Annotated in this window: 15 protein-coding genes; 13 read left to right on the top strand and 2 right to left on the bottom strand. The window is 66.7% G+C overall.

Annotated elements, in window-relative coordinates; genetic code table 11:
* Positions 1-2: 2 nt before the first annotated feature.
* The 8 genes from EPD80_RS00445 (at position 3) to EPD80_RS00480 (ending at position 7255) form a co-directional block, all read left to right on the top strand.
* Complete coding sequence (locus EPD80_RS00445) at positions 3-482, top strand: NUDIX domain-containing protein (protein WP_142804223.1); 480 nt, start codon at positions 3-5, stop codon at positions 480-482.
* Positions 483-529: 47 nt separating this feature from the next.
* Positions 530-1447 carry a glycine--tRNA ligase subunit alpha gene (glyQ, locus tag EPD80_RS00450; RefSeq protein WP_142808553.1) on the top strand — a complete coding sequence of 306 codons (918 nt, stop codon included), beginning with the start codon at positions 530-532 and terminating at the stop codon, positions 1445-1447.
* A 3-nt stretch (positions 1448-1450) separates the two neighbouring features.
* On the top strand, positions 1451-3565 hold the full coding sequence (gene glyS / locus EPD80_RS00455) for a glycine--tRNA ligase subunit beta (RefSeq protein WP_142808555.1): 2115 nt from the start codon (positions 1451-1453) through the stop codon (positions 3563-3565).
* A 10-nt stretch (positions 3566-3575) separates the two neighbouring features.
* Complete coding sequence (gene gmhB / locus EPD80_RS00460) at positions 3576-4115, top strand: D-glycero-beta-D-manno-heptose 1,7-bisphosphate 7-phosphatase (protein WP_142803600.1); 540 nt, start codon at positions 3576-3578, stop codon at positions 4113-4115.
* On the top strand, positions 4112-4882 hold the full coding sequence (locus EPD80_RS00465; RefSeq protein WP_142808557.1) for a lysophospholipid acyltransferase family protein: 771 nt from the start codon (positions 4112-4114) through the stop codon (positions 4880-4882). The genes gmhB and EPD80_RS00465 overlap by 4 nt, the downstream gene beginning before the upstream one ends.
* Positions 4879-5577 (top strand): TetR/AcrR family transcriptional regulator, encoded by a 699-nt coding sequence (locus EPD80_RS00470; RefSeq protein ID WP_142808559.1) that lies wholly within the window; start codon positions 4879-4881, stop codon positions 5575-5577. Before EPD80_RS00465 ends, EPD80_RS00470 begins: the two co-directional genes overlap by 4 nt.
* Positions 5578-5654: 77 nt before the next feature.
* Positions 5655-6452 (top strand): enoyl-CoA hydratase, encoded by a 798-nt coding sequence (locus EPD80_RS00475; protein WP_142803597.1) that lies wholly within the window; start codon positions 5655-5657, stop codon positions 6450-6452.
* Complete coding sequence (locus EPD80_RS00480) at positions 6446-7255, top strand: TatD family hydrolase (RefSeq protein WP_142808562.1); 810 nt, start codon at positions 6446-6448, stop codon at positions 7253-7255. Before EPD80_RS00475 ends, EPD80_RS00480 begins: the two co-directional genes overlap by 7 nt.
* 55 nt (positions 7256-7310) lie before the next feature.
* On the opposite strand, the gene EPD80_RS00485 is transcribed toward EPD80_RS00480, so the two are convergent.
* Entirely contained in the window at positions 7311-7946 is a 636-nt protein-coding gene (locus EPD80_RS00485) for a TetR/AcrR family transcriptional regulator (RefSeq protein ID WP_142808564.1), read from the bottom strand.
* Positions 7947-8053: 107 nt separating this feature from the next.
* Here EPD80_RS00485 and EPD80_RS00490 point away from each other — a divergent pair, with 107 nt between their 5' ends.
* The 5 genes from EPD80_RS00490 (at position 8054) to EPD80_RS00510 (ending at position 14007) form a co-directional block, all read left to right on the top strand.
* The gene (locus EPD80_RS00490) at positions 8054-8803 is read left to right on the top strand and encodes an electron transfer flavoprotein subunit beta/FixA family protein (protein WP_142808566.1); all 750 of its coding nucleotides are present in this window, start codon (positions 8054-8056) and stop codon (positions 8801-8803) included.
* Between the two features lie 17 nt (positions 8804-8820).
* Positions 8821-9750 (top strand): electron transfer flavoprotein subunit alpha/FixB family protein, encoded by a 930-nt coding sequence (locus tag EPD80_RS00495; RefSeq protein ID WP_142808568.1) that lies wholly within the window; start codon positions 8821-8823, stop codon positions 9748-9750.
* 13 nt (positions 9751-9763) lie between these two features.
* A complete protein-coding gene (locus EPD80_RS00500) occupies positions 9764-10429 on the top strand; it encodes an energy-coupling factor ABC transporter permease (RefSeq protein WP_142808570.1) in 666 nt (221 codons plus the stop codon).
* 96 nt (positions 10430-10525) lie between these two features.
* Entirely contained in the window at positions 10526-12322 is a 1797-nt protein-coding gene (locus tag EPD80_RS00505; protein WP_142808572.1) for an acyl-CoA dehydrogenase, read from the top strand.
* Positions 12323-12345: 23 nt separating this feature from the next.
* Entirely contained in the window at positions 12346-14007 is a 1662-nt protein-coding gene (locus EPD80_RS00510; protein ID WP_142808574.1) for an AsmA-like C-terminal region-containing protein, read from the top strand.
* Between the two features lie 46 nt (positions 14008-14053).
* Here EPD80_RS00510 and EPD80_RS00515 read toward each other — a convergent pair whose 3' ends face one another.
* The gene (locus EPD80_RS00515; RefSeq protein ID WP_142808576.1) at positions 14054-14839 is read right to left on the bottom strand and encodes a peptidylprolyl isomerase; all 786 of its coding nucleotides are present in this window, start codon (positions 14837-14839) and stop codon (positions 14054-14056) included.
* Between the last annotated feature and the right edge of the window lie 82 nt (positions 14840-14921).

Genomic DNA, 14921 nt, shown 5'->3' on the forward strand with positions numbered 1-14921 from the left:
CGATGCCGGCGCGCTTCGCCATCCCCACCGCGGTGCAGGTGCGCCTCTTCGACGAGCAGGGTCGGGTGCTCTTCCTGCGCCGCGCCGGCACGGGGTTTTTCGACGGATTCTGGAGCCTGCCGGGCGGGCACGTCGAGAACGGCGAGAGCCTGCGCCAGGCCGCGGTGCGTGAGCTCACCGAGGAACTCGGCATCGAAGTGGTCGCGCAGGCGCTCACGCCGGTGGCGGTGGTGCATCGCGCATCCGATACCAACCGCATCGAGTTCCTTTTCGATGCATTCCAGTGGCAGGGAGAGGTGCGCATCGCCGAGCCGCACCGCTGCGACGGATTGCGCTGGGACGCTCCGACCCGGCCGCCGGAGCCTTTCGCGCCCTACCTCGCGGCGATCTGGCCCCGCTTGGGGCGGCAATGGTTGTTCGAGGTCGGGTGGGGCGAGGAATCCGCCGATGCGATGGCGCGTGCTGGCGCCGCGCCGCGTTAGCCCGTAAAATGGCGCCTTTGCGCCGCCATCGAGCCTCCGGACGGACCATGAGCGAAGAAAAACCCACCTTTCAGGACATCATTCTGCGCCTGCAGCGCTACTGGGCCGAGCTGGGCTGCGTGCTGCTGCAGCCCTACGACCTCGAAGTGGGCGCGGGGACCTCACACACCGCCACTTTCCTGCGCGCCATCGGCCCCGAGCCGTGGAACGCCGCCTACGTGCAGCCCTCGCGCCGCCCCAAGGACGGCCGCTACGGCGAGAATCCCAACCGCTTGCAGCACTACTACCAGTTCCAGGTGGTGTTGAAACCCTCGCCAATCGACATCCAGGACCGCTACCTCGCCAGCCTCGTGGCGCTGGGGATCGACCCTCGCGAGCACGACGTGCGTTTCGTCGAGGACGACTGGGAGAACCCCACGCTCGGCGCCTGGGGGCTGGGCTGGGAGGTGTGGCTCGACGGTATGGAGGTGACGCAATTCACCTACTTCCAGCAGGTCGGCGGCTTGGACTGCCGGCCGGTGCTCGGCGAGATCACCTACGGGCTCGAGCGCCTGGCGATGTACCTGCAGGGGGTGGAGAACGTCTATGACCTGGTGTGGACGCGCACGAGCGACGGCCGGGTGGTCACCTACGGCGACGTCTTCCACCAGAACGAGGTGGAGCAATCGAAGTACAACTTCGAATATTCCAACGTGCCCCTGCTCTTCGAACTTTTCGGGCATTTCGAGCTTGAAGCCAAGCGCCTGATCGAGGCGGCGCTGGTGTTGCCCGCCTACGAGATGGTGCTCAAGGCCGCGCACACCTTCAACCTGCTCGATGCACGCGGGGCGATCTCGGTGACCGAGCGTGCCGCCTACATCGGGCGCATCCGGGCGCTCGCCCGCGCGGTGGCCCAAGTCTATCTCGCCAGCCGCGAGGCGTTGGGCTTCCCCATGCTCGCCGCGACCGCCAAGAAAGGAGCCTGAGTCATGAGCGAACGGGAAACCCTGCTGGTCGAACTCGTCACCGAGGAGCTGCCGCCCAAGGCGCTGCCGCGGCTGGGCGAATCCTTCGGGCGCGGCGTGCTCGAGCGCTTGCAGGCGCGGGGCCTGGCCGATGCCGACGCACCCTGGCGCTGGTTCGCCAGCCCTCGGCGGCTGGCGGTGCAAGTGGGTGGGGTGCGCGAGCGCGCCCCCGATCGGGCCAGAGAAGAACGCCTGATGCCCGTGGCGGTGGCGTACGATGCCGCCGGCAAGCCTACGCCCGCGCTGGAAAAGCGCCTCGCCGCCAAGGGGCTCACGCCGCAGACCGCCAAGCTCGAACGCCGGCTCGAGGGCAAGCAGGAAATGCTCTATCTGCACACGGTGGAGGCCGGCGCCCTGCTCGACGAGGCGCTCGCCCCCCTCGTCGCCGAGGCGATCCGCGCGCTGCCCATTCCCAAGCTCATGCGCTGGGGCGCGGGCGAGGCGCAATTCGTGCGGCCGGTGCATCGCCTGGTGATGCTGCACGGTGCGCGCGTGGTGCCGGGGCGGGTGCTCGACCTGGAGTCTGGCCGCGAAACATTGGGACACCGCTTCATGAGCCGCGGCGCGATCGAACTCGCCAATGCCGAGGCCTATGAGCCGACGCTGCTTGCCGAGGGCAAGGTCATCGCCGATTTCGCCGCGCGGCGCGCCGAGATCGAACGGCAGCTGCACGAAAAGGCTGGCGCCGAGGGAGGCGTTCTGGGCGAGCATGCGGCGCTGCTCGACGAAGTGACCGCTCTCGTCGAGCATCCCACTATCTACGTCGGGCGCTTCGAGGAGGAGTTTCTCTCGGTGCCACCCGAGTGCCTCATTCTGACGATGCAGGCGAACCAGAAATATTTCCCCTTGTTCGATGCGCAGGGGCGGCTCACCAACCGCTTTCTCATCGTCTCGAATATGCGCCTGTCCGAGCCCAAGAGCCGCAACATCGTCGAAGGCAACCAGCGCGTGGTGCGTCCGCGCTTGGCCGATGCGCGCTTTTTCTACGAGCAGGACCGCAAGGAACGGTTGGAATCGCGCCTGCCCCGGTTGGATGCCATCGTCTATCACAACCGCATCGGCACCCTGGGCGAGCGGGTGCTGCGCTTGGAAGTGCTCTCCGGTTGGCTCGCCGAGCGGCTCGGTGCCGACGTGGCGCTCGCCCGGCGCGCGGCCAGGCTGGCGAAATGTGACCTCGTCACCCTGATGGTGGGCGAATTCCCCGAGCTCCAGGGCGTGATGGGGCGCTACTATGCGCTCGCCGACGGAGAGTCGGAAATCGTGGCCGAGGCGATCGAGGATCACTACAAGCCGCGCTTTGCCGGCGACGCGCTGCCACGTCGCTTGGTGGGGAAGATCGTGGCACTCGCCGAGCGGCTCGACGCACTTGCCGGGCTCTTCGCCATCGGCGAGATTCCTACCGGCGAGAAAGACCCTTACGGCTTGCGCCGCGCGGCGCTGGGGGTGCTGCGCATCGCCATCGAGACGCCGCTGCCCCTCGAGCTCGATGCGGCGATCGAGCGCGCGCTCGTCGAACAGCCCGCCGCGGTACGCGCTCAGGCCCCGGCCGATACCGCCGAGAAACTGCGCCGTTTCTTCGACGAGCGTCTGCGTCATTGGCTGCGCGAGGCAGGGCATGCGCTCGATGCGATCGACGCCGTGCTCGCGCTGCGCCCGGGCCGTATCGACACGGTGCCGGCGCGGCTCGAGGCAGTGGCCGCATTTCTCGAGGCGCCGGAGGCTGCCACGCTCGCCACGGCCAACAAGCGCATCGCCAATCTGCTCAAGAAAGCGGGCGAAGAGGGCGCGGCGCACGTGGACGTGGCGCTCTTTGCCGAGCCCGAGGAAAAGGCCCTCTTCGAAAAGATGCACGCCGTGGCGCCTTACGTCGCCTCACACCTGGAAAACGAGGCCTATGCCCAGGCGCTCACCACGCTCGCCGCGCTCGCCGCGCCGGTGGATGCCTTCTTCGATCGCGTGATGGTGCTGTGCGACGAACCGCTGCTGCGGGCGAATCGCCTGGCGCTTTTGCGCGAACTGCGGCAGTTGATGAACCAGGTGGCCGATCTGTCGGTGCTGGCACGCGAGGCGGGCGCCTGAGGAGGCGGTCATGAAACTCATCGTGCTCGACCGCGACGGGGTGATCAACGAGCATTCGGATCAGTTCGTCAAGAGCCCGGAGGAATGGATTCCCATACCCGGTTCGCTCGAGGCGATCGCCCAGCTCACGCAATGGGGGTGGCGCGTGGTGATCGCCACCAACCAGTCGGCGATCGGGCGCGGCCTCATCGGCATGGATACCCTGAACGCGATCCACGAGACCATGCTGCGCCGGCTCGCCGAAGTCGGCGGGCGCATCCATGCCATCTTTTTCTGCCCGCATGCCGAGGTGGAAAACTGTGCTTGCCGCAAACCCAAACCGGGGATGCTGCTCGAGATCGGACAGCGCTTTGGCGTGGATCTGTCGCAAGTGCCGGTGGTGGGCGATGGCATTCGCGATATCCAGGCGGCGGTCGCCGCCGGTTGTCGCCCGTGGCTGGTGCTCACCGGCAAGGGGCGCAAAACCTTGGCGAGCGGCCTGCTGCCGGAGAACGTGACCATCGCCGAGGATCTGGCCGAAGTCGCCCGCCGGCTGACGGAGTCGCCATGAGCCCACGCCGCGCTTCGCTCTCGGCCTGGATCCGGTCGATCCTCTTCGTCGTACTCATGACGCTGGTGACGGTGCCCTATTCGCTGGTGACGATCGCCGTGCGTCCCTTGCCGCCGCTGCCACGCCATCGCATCGTCAGTTTCTGGGCGAAGATCACCGCCTTTCTCATCTGGCACGTGCTCGGCATCCGCTGGCGGGTGGAAGGGCGGGAGCACATCCCGGCGCGACCCTGTGTCTTCCTTGCCAAGCATCAGTCGGCCTGGGAGACGCTGGTGCTGGAGGCCATCCTGCCGCGGCTCGTCTTCGTGCTGAAAAAGGAGCTGCTGCGCATCCCCTTCATCGGCTGGGGGTTGGCCAGCTGCTCGATGATCGCCATCGACCGCAACGACCGGCGTGGCGCGCTGCAGCAGGTGATCGAGCAGGGCAAGGAGCGGCTCACGCAAGGCTTTTCGGTGCTCATCTTCCCCGAAGGCACCCGGGTGGCGCCGGGGCACACGCGGCGCTATCTCGCTGGCGGGGCGGCGCTCGCCGTGGCAGCGGGCGTCCCGGTGGTGCCGATCGCGCACAACGCCGGCGAATTCTGGCCCAAGGGAGCTTTCGTCAAGATTCCGGGCGAAGTGCTGGTGTCGATCGGCCCGCCGATCGATCCTCGGGGAAAGAGCGTCGACGAGGTCAATCGCCTGGTGGCGGAGTGGATCGAATCCGAGATGCGGCGCCGTTTCCCGTGGCATTATGGCGAAACTTCGACCGAAGGGGCGCCGTCGTGAGCGGAAAGAAAAGGGGGAAGGAGTCGCGCCAGAGCGGTGGGACCGAGACGCGGGAGAAAATCCTGGATGCGGCCGAGGCGCTCTTCGCCGAGTATGGCTTCGAAGGCGCGTCCATGCGCATGATCACGGCCCGGGCCGGGGTCAATCTCGCTGCGGTCAATTACCATTTCGGCTCCAAGGAAAACTTGCTGTGTGAAATCTTTCGCCGTCGCCTGGCCGAAATCACGGAAGAGCGACGCCGTCGCCTGGCGCAGCTGCAGCGCGACGCCGAGGCGCTGGGCAAAGCGGTGCGGCCCAGTCGCATCGTCGAAGCCTTCTTCGCCCCTTTGCTGGAGCTCGCCCGCACCGAAGGAGGCCGGCGTTTCCTCCAGCTCCTGGGCCGGACGATGACCGATCCGAGCGCCTTCGTGCGTCACGTGCTCGCCAAGGATTATGGCGACGTCAGTGACGAATACCTCGAGGCGCTCTACCGCTCCTTGCCGGGTGTGCCGCATGCCGAGATCTTCTGGCGTTTCCACTTCATGCTGGGCGCCGTTTCTTACGCGATCGCCGGCGCCGAGGGCTTGCAAGCGCTGGCCGGCGAATCCTTCGACGATCACGATCCGGCCAAGCTCGAAGCGCGCCTCATGAGTTTCCTTTTGGGCGGATTGCGCGCGCCGCTGCCGGATGTCGCGGCGCAATCGCACGTCGGCTGAGCTTGGCGTATCATGATCCAGTGTGCGAATCCTTCGCGGGATCGCGCCGTGATCCACTTCCCGGAGGAGACCAGAACATGGACCAATCCCACACGAACGCCGCCGAGCCCTTGGTGCACTCGCGGCTCGAAGACGGCGTGCTCACCCTCACCCTGAACCGGCCACAGCAGTACAACGCGCTCTCCTGGGCCATGCTCGAAGCTTTGCGCGAGGCAGTGCGTTCGGCGCAGGACCCGGACGTGCGCGTGGTCGTGCTCGCCGGTGCCGGCAAAGCCTTTTGTGCCGGGCACGATCTCAAGGAGATGCGGGCCAATCGTACGCTGGATTTTCAGCGCCGGCTCTTCGCACTGTGCTCCGAGGTGATGCTCTCCCTCATCCGGCTGCCGGTGCCAGTGATCGCGCGCGTGCATGGCATCGCCACCGCCGCCGGTTGCCAGCTCGTGGGCATGTGCGACCTCGCCGTGGCGAGTAGCGAGGCGCGCTTTGCCGTCTCCGGCATCAACGTTGGACTGTTCTGCTCGACTCCCTCCGTGGCCCTGTCGCGCAACATGGGGCGCAAGGAGGCGTTCGAGATGCTGGTCACGGGAGAATTCATCGACGCCGAGGAGGCCCATCGTCGCGGCCTCGTCAATCGCGTCGTCCCCCCGGAGGCGCTCGACGAGGAAGTAGAGCGACTCACCGCTTCGATCAAGGCGAAATCTCCGGTGGCGGTACGCATGGGCAAAGAGCTTTTCTACCGTCAGCTGGAGATGGGGATCGAGGCGGCCTACCAGCTTGCCGGCGAGGTGATGGCCTGCAACATGATGGCCGAGGATGCCGCCGAAGGGATCGACGCCTTCATCGAGAAACGCCCGCCGCAGTGGCGCGGATGCTGATCGATACCCACCTGCACTGGGACGCCGAAGAATACGACGCCGATCGCGGTGCCTTGCTCGCGGCGGCGCGCGCTTGCGGCATCGGCCTCTTCGTCGTACCGGGCGTGGAGCCGGCGCGCTTTGCCCGGCAGGCGGAGAAATGCCGGGACGTGCCCGAAGCGCGGCTCGCCTGGGGGGTGCATCCGCTCTATGTGGCGCAGGCGCAGCGCCACGCCGAGGCGCTCGCCGACACCCGGCTGGATGTGCCGGCCGCCTGCGCCGCGGCGATGGCGCAGCTGAAATCCTGGATCGAGTCGCACCCCTGTGTGGCGATCGGGGAAATCGGGCTCGATCGTTTCGTCGCCGCCCCTGCGCTCGAAGTGCAGCGGCCCTGGTTCGAAGCCCAGCTGCGCCTGGCACAGCAACTCGGACTGCCGGTGATCCTGCACGTGCGCCGCGCCGTCGAGGACGTGCTCCAGAGTCTGGCGAAACATCGTCTGGTCGGCGGCATCCTGCATGCCTTCAATGGCTCCTTCGCCCAGGCGGAAAGGGCGTTGCGGCTGGGGTTTGCCCTGGGATTCGGCGGCGCGATGAGCTACGAAGGGTCGCGCCAGGTACGCCGACTGGCCGCCGAGCTGCCCTGGGAGGCGATCGTGCTCGAGACCGACGGGCCGGACATCCCCCCCGCCTGGGCTCGGGATCGGCGCACCGTGCCGGCCGATCTGGCGCGCTACGCCGAGATTCTCGCCGAACTGCGCGGCTGTCCTCTTGCCGAGGTGATCGAGCGCACGGGTGAGAACGCGCGCCGCGTGCTCCGGCTGTGACTTACTTCGGGCACCAGGACCTGCTGCGGTGCGCAAGTGCAAGGTGCGGCATTCTTCATTCGGCGTGCAAGCGCTCGCCGCTTTCCAAGGGGTCGTTGGCGGCGGGGCCCGTGATCCAGCCGGCGATGCGCGTTTTCAGACGCTCGATTTCCTGCGGCATGCGCTCGACGTGCATGAGCGAGAAACCGAAGACGTAGGCGTAGAGGAGCGTGGCCCGCGCCGTGGCCTCTTCTTCCGTGAGCCCCAGGGCGAGAAACAGATCGCGGGCGCAGGCGAGCCGGATCGCATCGACTTCGGCCACCACTTCGGCCACTTCCGAATCGCGCTGCGCCCATTCGCGGATGGCGAGTTCGATGAGGATGCCCTTGCGGTTGCGGCTCGCGCTATAGACGTCGATCACGTGGCGCAACTGCTCGGCCTCATGGCCGGGGATGGCGCGAGTCTGCTTGTGGATGTCGCGGATGCGCCCCTCGCGCCAGTGTTCGAGCAGCGCTTGCTGGAGTGAGCGCCGGTCACGGAAATGCCAGTAGAAACTGCCCTTGGTGACGCGCAGGCGGCGAGCCAGCGTTTCGATGCGCAGCCCGGCGATCCCTTCGCTGGCGATGAGTTCGATCGCCGCCTCGATCCAGGCAGATCGATCGAGCGGGGTACGCTCGGAGGGAGGGCGATTTAGGTCGTTCACCGTTGCCATCTTGACGAAATCCATTCCATACGATACCGTATGGAACACGATCCCGCAAGGGGTGGCCCGGCTCGGCCGGGCGAGGTCGAGATGGCATACTCAACTCGGGGAGAAAAATGAAGATCCTAGTACCGGTCAAACGTGTAGTGGATTACAACGTCAAGATCCGCGTCAAGCCCGACGGCAGCGGCGTGGATACCGCCAACGTCAAAATGTCCATGAACCCCTTCGACGAGATCGCCGTGGAAGAGGCGATCCGGCTCAAAGAGGCGGGCGTAGCGAGTGAAGTCGTGGCTGTGAGCTGCGGCGTGGCCCAGTGTCAGGAAACGCTGCGCGCGGCCATGGCCATGGGGGCCGATCGCGGCATCCTGGTGCAGACCGACGTGGAGCTGCAGCCGCTGGCGGTGGCCAAACTCCTCAAAGCCGTGGTGGAGAAAGAACAACCAGGATTGGTGATCGCCGGCAAACAGGCAATCGACGACGACGCGAACCAAACCGGTCAGATGTTGGCGGCGCTGCTCGGTTGGCCGCAGGCTACTTTCGCGTCCAAGGTAGTAGTCACCGACGGCAAACTCACTGTAACGCGTGAAGTCGACGGGGGGCTGGAGACGCTCGAACTGCCTTTGCCTGCGGTCATCACCACCGACCTGCGTCTGAACGAACCCCGGTTCGCGACGCTTCCCAACATCATGAAGGCGAAGAAAAAGCCCATCGACACGCTCACGCCCGAAGCGCTCGGCGTAGACGTCACGCCGCGGCTCGCCACGCTCAAGGTCGAAGAGCCGCCCAAGCGCAAGGCGGGCGTGATGGTCGGCAGCGTCGATGAGCTCATCGAGAAACTGCGCAACGAAGCCAAAGTGATCTGAGCGGGGAGCCCAATACCATGAAGATTCTCGTCATCGCCGAACACGACAACCAGAAACTCGCCCCGGCCACGGCGCACGCCCTGGGGGCGGCCAAGGCGCTGGGTGCGGCAGCCGACGTGCTGGTGGCCGGCCATGGCTGCCGGGCGGTCGCCGAGCAGGCGGCCAAGCTCGAAGGCGTGGCCCGGGTGCTGCTGGCCGATTCGCCGGCGCTCGCCGATCTCACCGCCGAGGCGCTCGCCGCCCAGGCGCTCCAAATCGCCAAGGAATACACCCACATCCTCGTGCCGGCCACGGCCTTCGGCAAGAACGTGGCCCCGCGCATCGCCGCTTTGCTGGACGTGGCGCAGATCTCCGACATCGTGAAAGTGATCGACGCCGACACCTTCGTGCGCCCGATCTACGCGGGTAATGCGCTCGCCACCGTGCGCTCGGGCGATCCCGTCAAGGTGATCACCGTGCGCGGTACGGCGTTCGATGCCGTAGGGGAAGGTGGAAACGCGCCCATCGAAACGATCGAGGCCATCGCCGAGTCGGGGCCCACCAAGGTGGTTGGCCGGGAGGTGACCAAGTCGGCCCGCCCCGAGCTGACGAACGCCCGGGTGATCGTCTCCGGCGGGCGCGGCCTGGGGAGCGCGGAGAAGTTTCACGAGTTGCTCGAACCGCTCGCCGACAAGCTCGGCGCGGCCATAGGCGCCTCGCGCGCCGCCGTCGACGCGGGCTACGCGCCCAACGACTATCAGGTGGGGCAGACCGGCAAGATCGTCGCGCCCGAGCTCTACGTCGCCATCGGCATCTCGGGGGCCATCCAGCACCTGGCCGGCATGAAGGATTCCAAGGTGATCGTGGCGATCAACAAGGATCCCGAAGCGCCGATTTTCCAGGTGGCCGATTACGGCCTGGTGGCCGATCTCTTCCAGGCGGTGCCGGAGCTGACGCAGAAATTGTGAGCCGCGCGGCGCGATGAACCTGCCTTCGGCGCTCTTCTCCGCGGAATGGATCGCCGGGTCGTGGCTGCTGTTCGCTGCGTGGATCTGGCGCAGCTGGCGCCGTACCCCCTGGCAGGCGCTCAAGGACGACCGGCGTTTCCATCTCGTCGCGGGATGGGCGCTGGGTCTGGCCTTGCTGTGGAGCATCCGTGCTGGCATCGAAGCCGGGCTCACCTTCCACGTGTTGGGGGCGATGGCGGCCACGCTCTCGCTGGGGGCGCCGCTCGCTACTCTGGCGCTCGGCTTGGCGCTCGCCGTGGTCTGTGCGAACGGCGCGTTCGACGCGCCGGCGTTCGCACTCAATTTCCTCGTGACCGCGCTCTGTCCGGTGGTCTTCGCCGATGCTTGGCGTCGCTTCATCGCACGCTCCTTGCCGCCGCACTTTTTCGTGTTCATTTTCGTGGTGGCCTTCTTCGGTTCGGGATTGACGCTGCTCGTCGAAGGGGCGCTCGCCATCCTGGTGCTTTGGGGGGCTGGAGCCTATACCCTGGAGCATCTGCTGCAAGATTGGGCACCTTATTTCGTGCTCATGGGCTTTGCCGAATCGTGGCTCAGTGGGGTGGTGATCACGATGTTCGTGGTCTATCGTCCGGACTGGGTGGCGGCCTTCGACGATGCCCGATACCTGAAAAACAAATGAAAAAACGAAGCCGGCATTCGACCGGGGTGGAAAGGGAACAGGTACCGGAGCCCAGGCTCCGGGATTCGAACGACGAAAACCCTGTAGGAGTAATCCATGAGTGAATATCGTGCCCCGCTGAAAGACATGCGTTTCGTGCTCGAAGAGCTGATCGGCCTCGAGCGGATCGCCCGCCTGCCGCAATGCGAGGAGGCGAGCCCCGACGTGGTGGCGGCCATCCTCGAAGAGGGCGGCAAGTTCGCCGAAGAAGTGCTCGCCCCCCTGAATCGGGTCGGTGACGTGCACGGGGCCGTGTGGCAGGAGGGCGAAGTGAAGACGGCGCCCGGCTGGAAGGAGGCCTACACCGCTTTCCGCCAGGGGGGGTGGACGGCGCTTGCCTGCTCGCCCGAGTTCGGCGGGCAAGGGTTGCCCAAGGTGGTGGCCACCGCCGTGATGGAGTTGTGGAAAGGCTCGAACCTCGCCTTCTCGCTGTGCCCCATGCTCACCCAGGGGGCGATCGAGGCCCTCATGCTGTGCGGCTCGCCCGAGCAGAAGAAGATGTACCTGCCCAAGATGGTGAGCGGCGAGTGGACCGGCACGATGAACCTCACCGAGCCGCAGGCCGGCTCCGACCTCTCGGCGGTGCGCACCCGCGCCGAGCCGGTGGGCGACGGCACCTACAAGCTCTACGGCCAGAAGATCTTCATCACCTACGGCGAACACGACCTGGCCGAGAACATCGTGCACCTCGTGCTCGCGCGCCTGCCCGGCGCGCCCGAGGGGGTGAAGGGCATCTCCCTCTTCGTCGTGCCGAAATTCCTCGTCAATGCCGACGGCAGCCTCGGGGCGCGCAACGACGTGCGCTGTGTTTCCATCGAACACAAGCTCGGCATCCACGCCAGCCCCACCTGCGTGCTCTCTTTCGGTGACCACGGCGGCGCGGTCGGCACCCTGGTGGGTGAGCCCAACCGCGGTCTCGAATACATGTTCATCATGATGAACGAGGCGCGCTTCGCCGTCGGCCTCGAAGGTCTGGCGCTGTCCGAGCGCGCCTATCAGAAGGCGCTCTCCTACGCCAAGGAGCGCGTCCAGGGGTTCGAAGTCGGGGTCAAGAGCGGACCTCGCGTGCCCATCATCCGCCACCCCGACGTGCGACGCATGCTGATGCTGATGAAATCGCAGACCGAGGCCATGCGTGCGCTCGCCTATACGGTGGGGGCGGCGTTCGACCTGGCCCATCACCATCCGGACGAGTCGGTGCGCCAGCGCAGCCGCGGTTTCGTCGAGCTCATGACCCCCGTGGTCAAGGGGTGGTGCACCGAGAACTCAGTGACCATCGCCTCGCTCGGCATCCAGGTGCATGGCGGCATGGGGTTCATCGAAGAGACGGGCGCAGCGCAGCACTACCGTGATGCGCGCATCACCCCCATCTACGAAGGGACCACCGCGATCCAGTCCAACGATCTCATCGGCCGCAAGATCGCCCGCAACGGCGGCGTCATCGCCCGCGGGCTCATCGAAGAGATGCGGCTGGCGGCGGAGAAACTGCGTGCCCAGCCCGGCGAGGAATTCGGCGTGCTTGCGCGCCGGCTGGGCGCCGGCATCGACGCTCTGGAAAAAGGCGTGGCCTACATCCTCGAGACCTACGGGTCCAATCCAAAAGCGGCCCATGCGGTCTCGGTGCCGCTGCTCGAGCTCTTCGGCATCGTCTGCGGCGGCTGGCAGCTCGGTCTGTCGGCGCTGGTGGCGGCCAAGCGTCTGGCCGAAGGGGCGGAAGATTCGGCGTTCTACCGGGCCAAGATCGGCACGGCGCGTTTCTATGCCGACCATGTCCTCGCCCGCGCCCCGGCCCTGGGCGTGACGGTCAGCGAAGGCTCGGCCGGCGTGCTCGCACTCGACGAGGAGATGTTCTGAACCTGGGTAACGAGGGACGTCCCATGATGAAACGCCTGCTCCTTGGTGTACTCGCGCTCGTTGCCATCGCCGTGGCTGCGCTGGTGGTGTTCGTAGCCACTTTCGATGCGGCGCGCTACCGCGACGAGATCGACCGCTGGGCGCAGGCCCACCTGGGGCGTTCCCTCGAGGTGCGGGGTGAGTTGCAGCTCGCGCTCTGGCCCCGGCTCGCGCTCGAAGCGCAGGCGGTGAGCCTGGGCAATCCGCCGGGGTTCACTTCCCCCGCCCTGGCCGAGATTGATCGGCTCGCGCTCGGGGTGGACCCTTGGGCACTGTTCTCCCGCCGGCTCGAGGTGGATGCGCTCACGCTGGAAGGTGTGCGCCTGTACCTCGAGCGCCGCTCCGACGGGCGGGAGAACTGGCGGTTCGACCGTCCGACGTCCATGGCCGCGCCGTCCGGAGCCGAGGCCGAACCCGCGCCTGCGGCCGAGCCGGCGGGGGCGCGGGCGGCCGCCCTGCCGCTTGCTTTGGGCCGCGTGGCGGTGCGCGAGGCGTATGTCCTGTGGTATGGGGCGGAGCGCGAGCAACCATTTCGCCTCGGGCCGCTCGCGCTCGAGGCCGGGCCGGTGGCGTTCGAGGCACCGGTGCCGCTGAAAGCGACCCTGGTGCTGTCCAAGCTCAGCCAGATAAGCCTGGAAGGCCGGCTGGAGCAGTGGCAGCACGCGCCGCGCTGGGTGGGGCGGCTGGAAGTGCCGGAGTTCGATCTTCGCGCTTGGCTCGAGGCGCAGGGCGTGGCGCTCGATCTGCCGTCGTCCCTTCTACGTCGGGTGAGCCTGTCTTCCGACATGCAGGCCGACGCCGCCGCGCTGCACCTGGACGCGCTCGAGCTCCGTGTAGACGAGGTCGCGCTGCAAGGGCGGCTCGGGGCAGATCTGCGAGGCGATCGCGTGGAGACGGCGCTCACCGGAACCGCCTACGGCGGGACCCTGCGCCTCGAGGCGAGCCTGAACGATCTCGCCGGGTCGCCTCACTGGCAGGGCGAAGGGGGGTTCAGGGGCGTCGACGTGGCGCGTCTGCTCACCGCCGTGCACGGCAAATCTTTGCTCACCGGCCAAGGAAGCGTCGACTTTGCCCTGCGCGGGCGGGGGCTGACGGCTGAGGAGGCGCTGCGCTCGGCCCAGGGCACGCTGCGCGCACAGGTGCGCGACGGGGCCGTGCTAGGGGTAGACGTCGAACGGCTGTTGCGCGATGCTTCGGCCGTGCTGCGCGGCGAGCGGCCGACCGGCGGCGGCAGGGACCGCACGCCGTTCGAAGAGCTCTCCGGCAGCGGGGTGCTGGCCGGTGGTGTGTTGCGCAACGACGATCTCTTCGGCCGCACGGCGCTCTTCACCGCCGAGGGTGCCGGCCGCGTGGATCTGATCCGCTCGCGGCTCGATTATCGCCTGCAGGTGCGATTGGCCGCCACGCCCGAGGTGCAGCGAGACGGACCGCTCGCCATCCTGCTCGGGTTGCCGATCCCGCTGGAAGTGACGGGGCCGCTCGCTTCGCCCTCCTACCGGGTGGTGACCGAGGAACTGGCCAAGGATTTTGCCAAGGAGGCGATCCGGCGACGGATCGCCCCGACGCAGGAGGAATCGCAGCAGGAAGAAGCGCCACCGGTCGTCCCCGCGGTGAAGGAGATCTTCCGCGGCTTGATCGGTCGCTGAAACGGGTACGAGCGGGGAATCCGCCCCGTGGGCGGACTTCTCGCGCTTACTCGACCTTGGCTTTGGCGACCAGTTCTTCGAGATGATTCTGGATCTTTTGTTGCTGCAGCTGCTGTTCGATCTGCGGGCGGATCTGTTCGAGCGGCGGCGGGCTTTGCGGACGCACGTCGTCGACGTGGATCACGTGGTAGCCGAACTGGGTCTTGACCGGGGTCTTGGAGGTCTCGCCCTTCTGCATCTTGCCCAGCGCCGTGCCGAAATCTGGTACGAACATGTCGGGCGTCACCCAGCCGAGATCGCCCCCCCTGTCTTTACTGCCCGGGTCTTGCGACTGCTTGACCAGCTCGTCCCATGAGGCGCCTTTCCCGAGTTTGGCGATGATGTCCTTGGCTTCCTCTTCTTTTTCCACGAGGATGTGGCGCGTGTGGAATTCATCGCCCGAGTACATCGCCGTGATTTTCGCGTAGGCGTTCTTGATCTCTTCTTCGCTCACGGGGTTCTTGGCCACGAAATCCTTGAGGTAGGCGCGAACGAGCACGCCCTGGCGGGCGAGCTCCATCTCGGCCTTCACTTCGGCTTTCTTGTCGAGCCCCGCCTTCTTCGCCTGCTCGGCGATGACGGCACGGCGGATGAGTTCCTCCTTGACTGCCTGACGCAGCTGCTCGTTGTCGGGCAGCCCCTGGGCGACCTGTTCCTTGATGATCACGTCCATGTAGATCTGGGGAATGGGCTGTCCATTGACCTTGGCGACGTGTTGGGCCATGGCGGGCAGGGCGACGAGTCCGAGCCCGAGGACGGCGGCCCGGACGGGAGTGCGGAGTTTGGCGTACATGGGTTTCCTTTCACGGATGAAGAATCGGCGCGCCGTGACGGGCACCGTAGCATGGAGTTTAACCGATGGCGGAAGAAAGGTG

It is taken from the genome of Tepidiphilus olei (genome assembly GCF_006980705.1).
GTDB lineage: Bacteria > Pseudomonadota > Gammaproteobacteria > Burkholderiales > Rhodocyclaceae > Tepidiphilus > Tepidiphilus olei.

Coding starts and splice junctions, on each gene's coding strand:
- EPD80_RS00445 (WP_142804223.1), top strand. CDS start 3: ATGCCGGCGCGCTTCGCCATCCCCACCGCGGTGCAGGTGCGCCTCTTC.
- glyQ (WP_142808553.1), top strand. CDS start 530: ATGAGCGAAGAAAAACCCACCTTTCAGGACATCATTCTGCGCCTGCAG.
- glyS (WP_142808555.1), top strand. CDS start 1,451: ATGAGCGAACGGGAAACCCTGCTGGTCGAACTCGTCACCGAGGAGCTG.
- gmhB (WP_142803600.1), top strand. CDS start 3,576: ATGAAACTCATCGTGCTCGACCGCGACGGGGTGATCAACGAGCATTCG.
- EPD80_RS00465 (WP_142808557.1), top strand. CDS start 4,112: ATGAGCCCACGCCGCGCTTCGCTCTCGGCCTGGATCCGGTCGATCCTC.
- EPD80_RS00475 (WP_142803597.1), top strand. CDS start 5,655: ATGGACCAATCCCACACGAACGCCGCCGAGCCCTTGGTGCACTCGCGG.
- EPD80_RS00480 (WP_142808562.1), top strand. CDS start 6,446: ATGCTGATCGATACCCACCTGCACTGGGACGCCGAAGAATACGACGCC.
- EPD80_RS00485 (WP_142808564.1), bottom strand. CDS start 7,946: ATGGCAACGGTGAACGACCTAAATCGCCCTCCCTCCGAGCGTACCCCG.
- EPD80_RS00490 (WP_142808566.1), top strand. CDS start 8,054: ATGAAGATCCTAGTACCGGTCAAACGTGTAGTGGATTACAACGTCAAG.
- EPD80_RS00495 (WP_142808568.1), top strand. CDS start 8,821: ATGAAGATTCTCGTCATCGCCGAACACGACAACCAGAAACTCGCCCCG.
- EPD80_RS00500 (WP_142808570.1), top strand. CDS start 9,764: ATGAACCTGCCTTCGGCGCTCTTCTCCGCGGAATGGATCGCCGGGTCG.
- EPD80_RS00505 (WP_142808572.1), top strand. CDS start 10,526: ATGAGTGAATATCGTGCCCCGCTGAAAGACATGCGTTTCGTGCTCGAA.
- EPD80_RS00510 (WP_142808574.1), top strand. CDS start 12,346: ATGATGAAACGCCTGCTCCTTGGTGTACTCGCGCTCGTTGCCATCGCC.
- EPD80_RS00515 (WP_142808576.1), bottom strand. CDS start 14,839: ATGTACGCCAAACTCCGCACTCCCGTCCGGGCCGCCGTCCTCGGGCTC.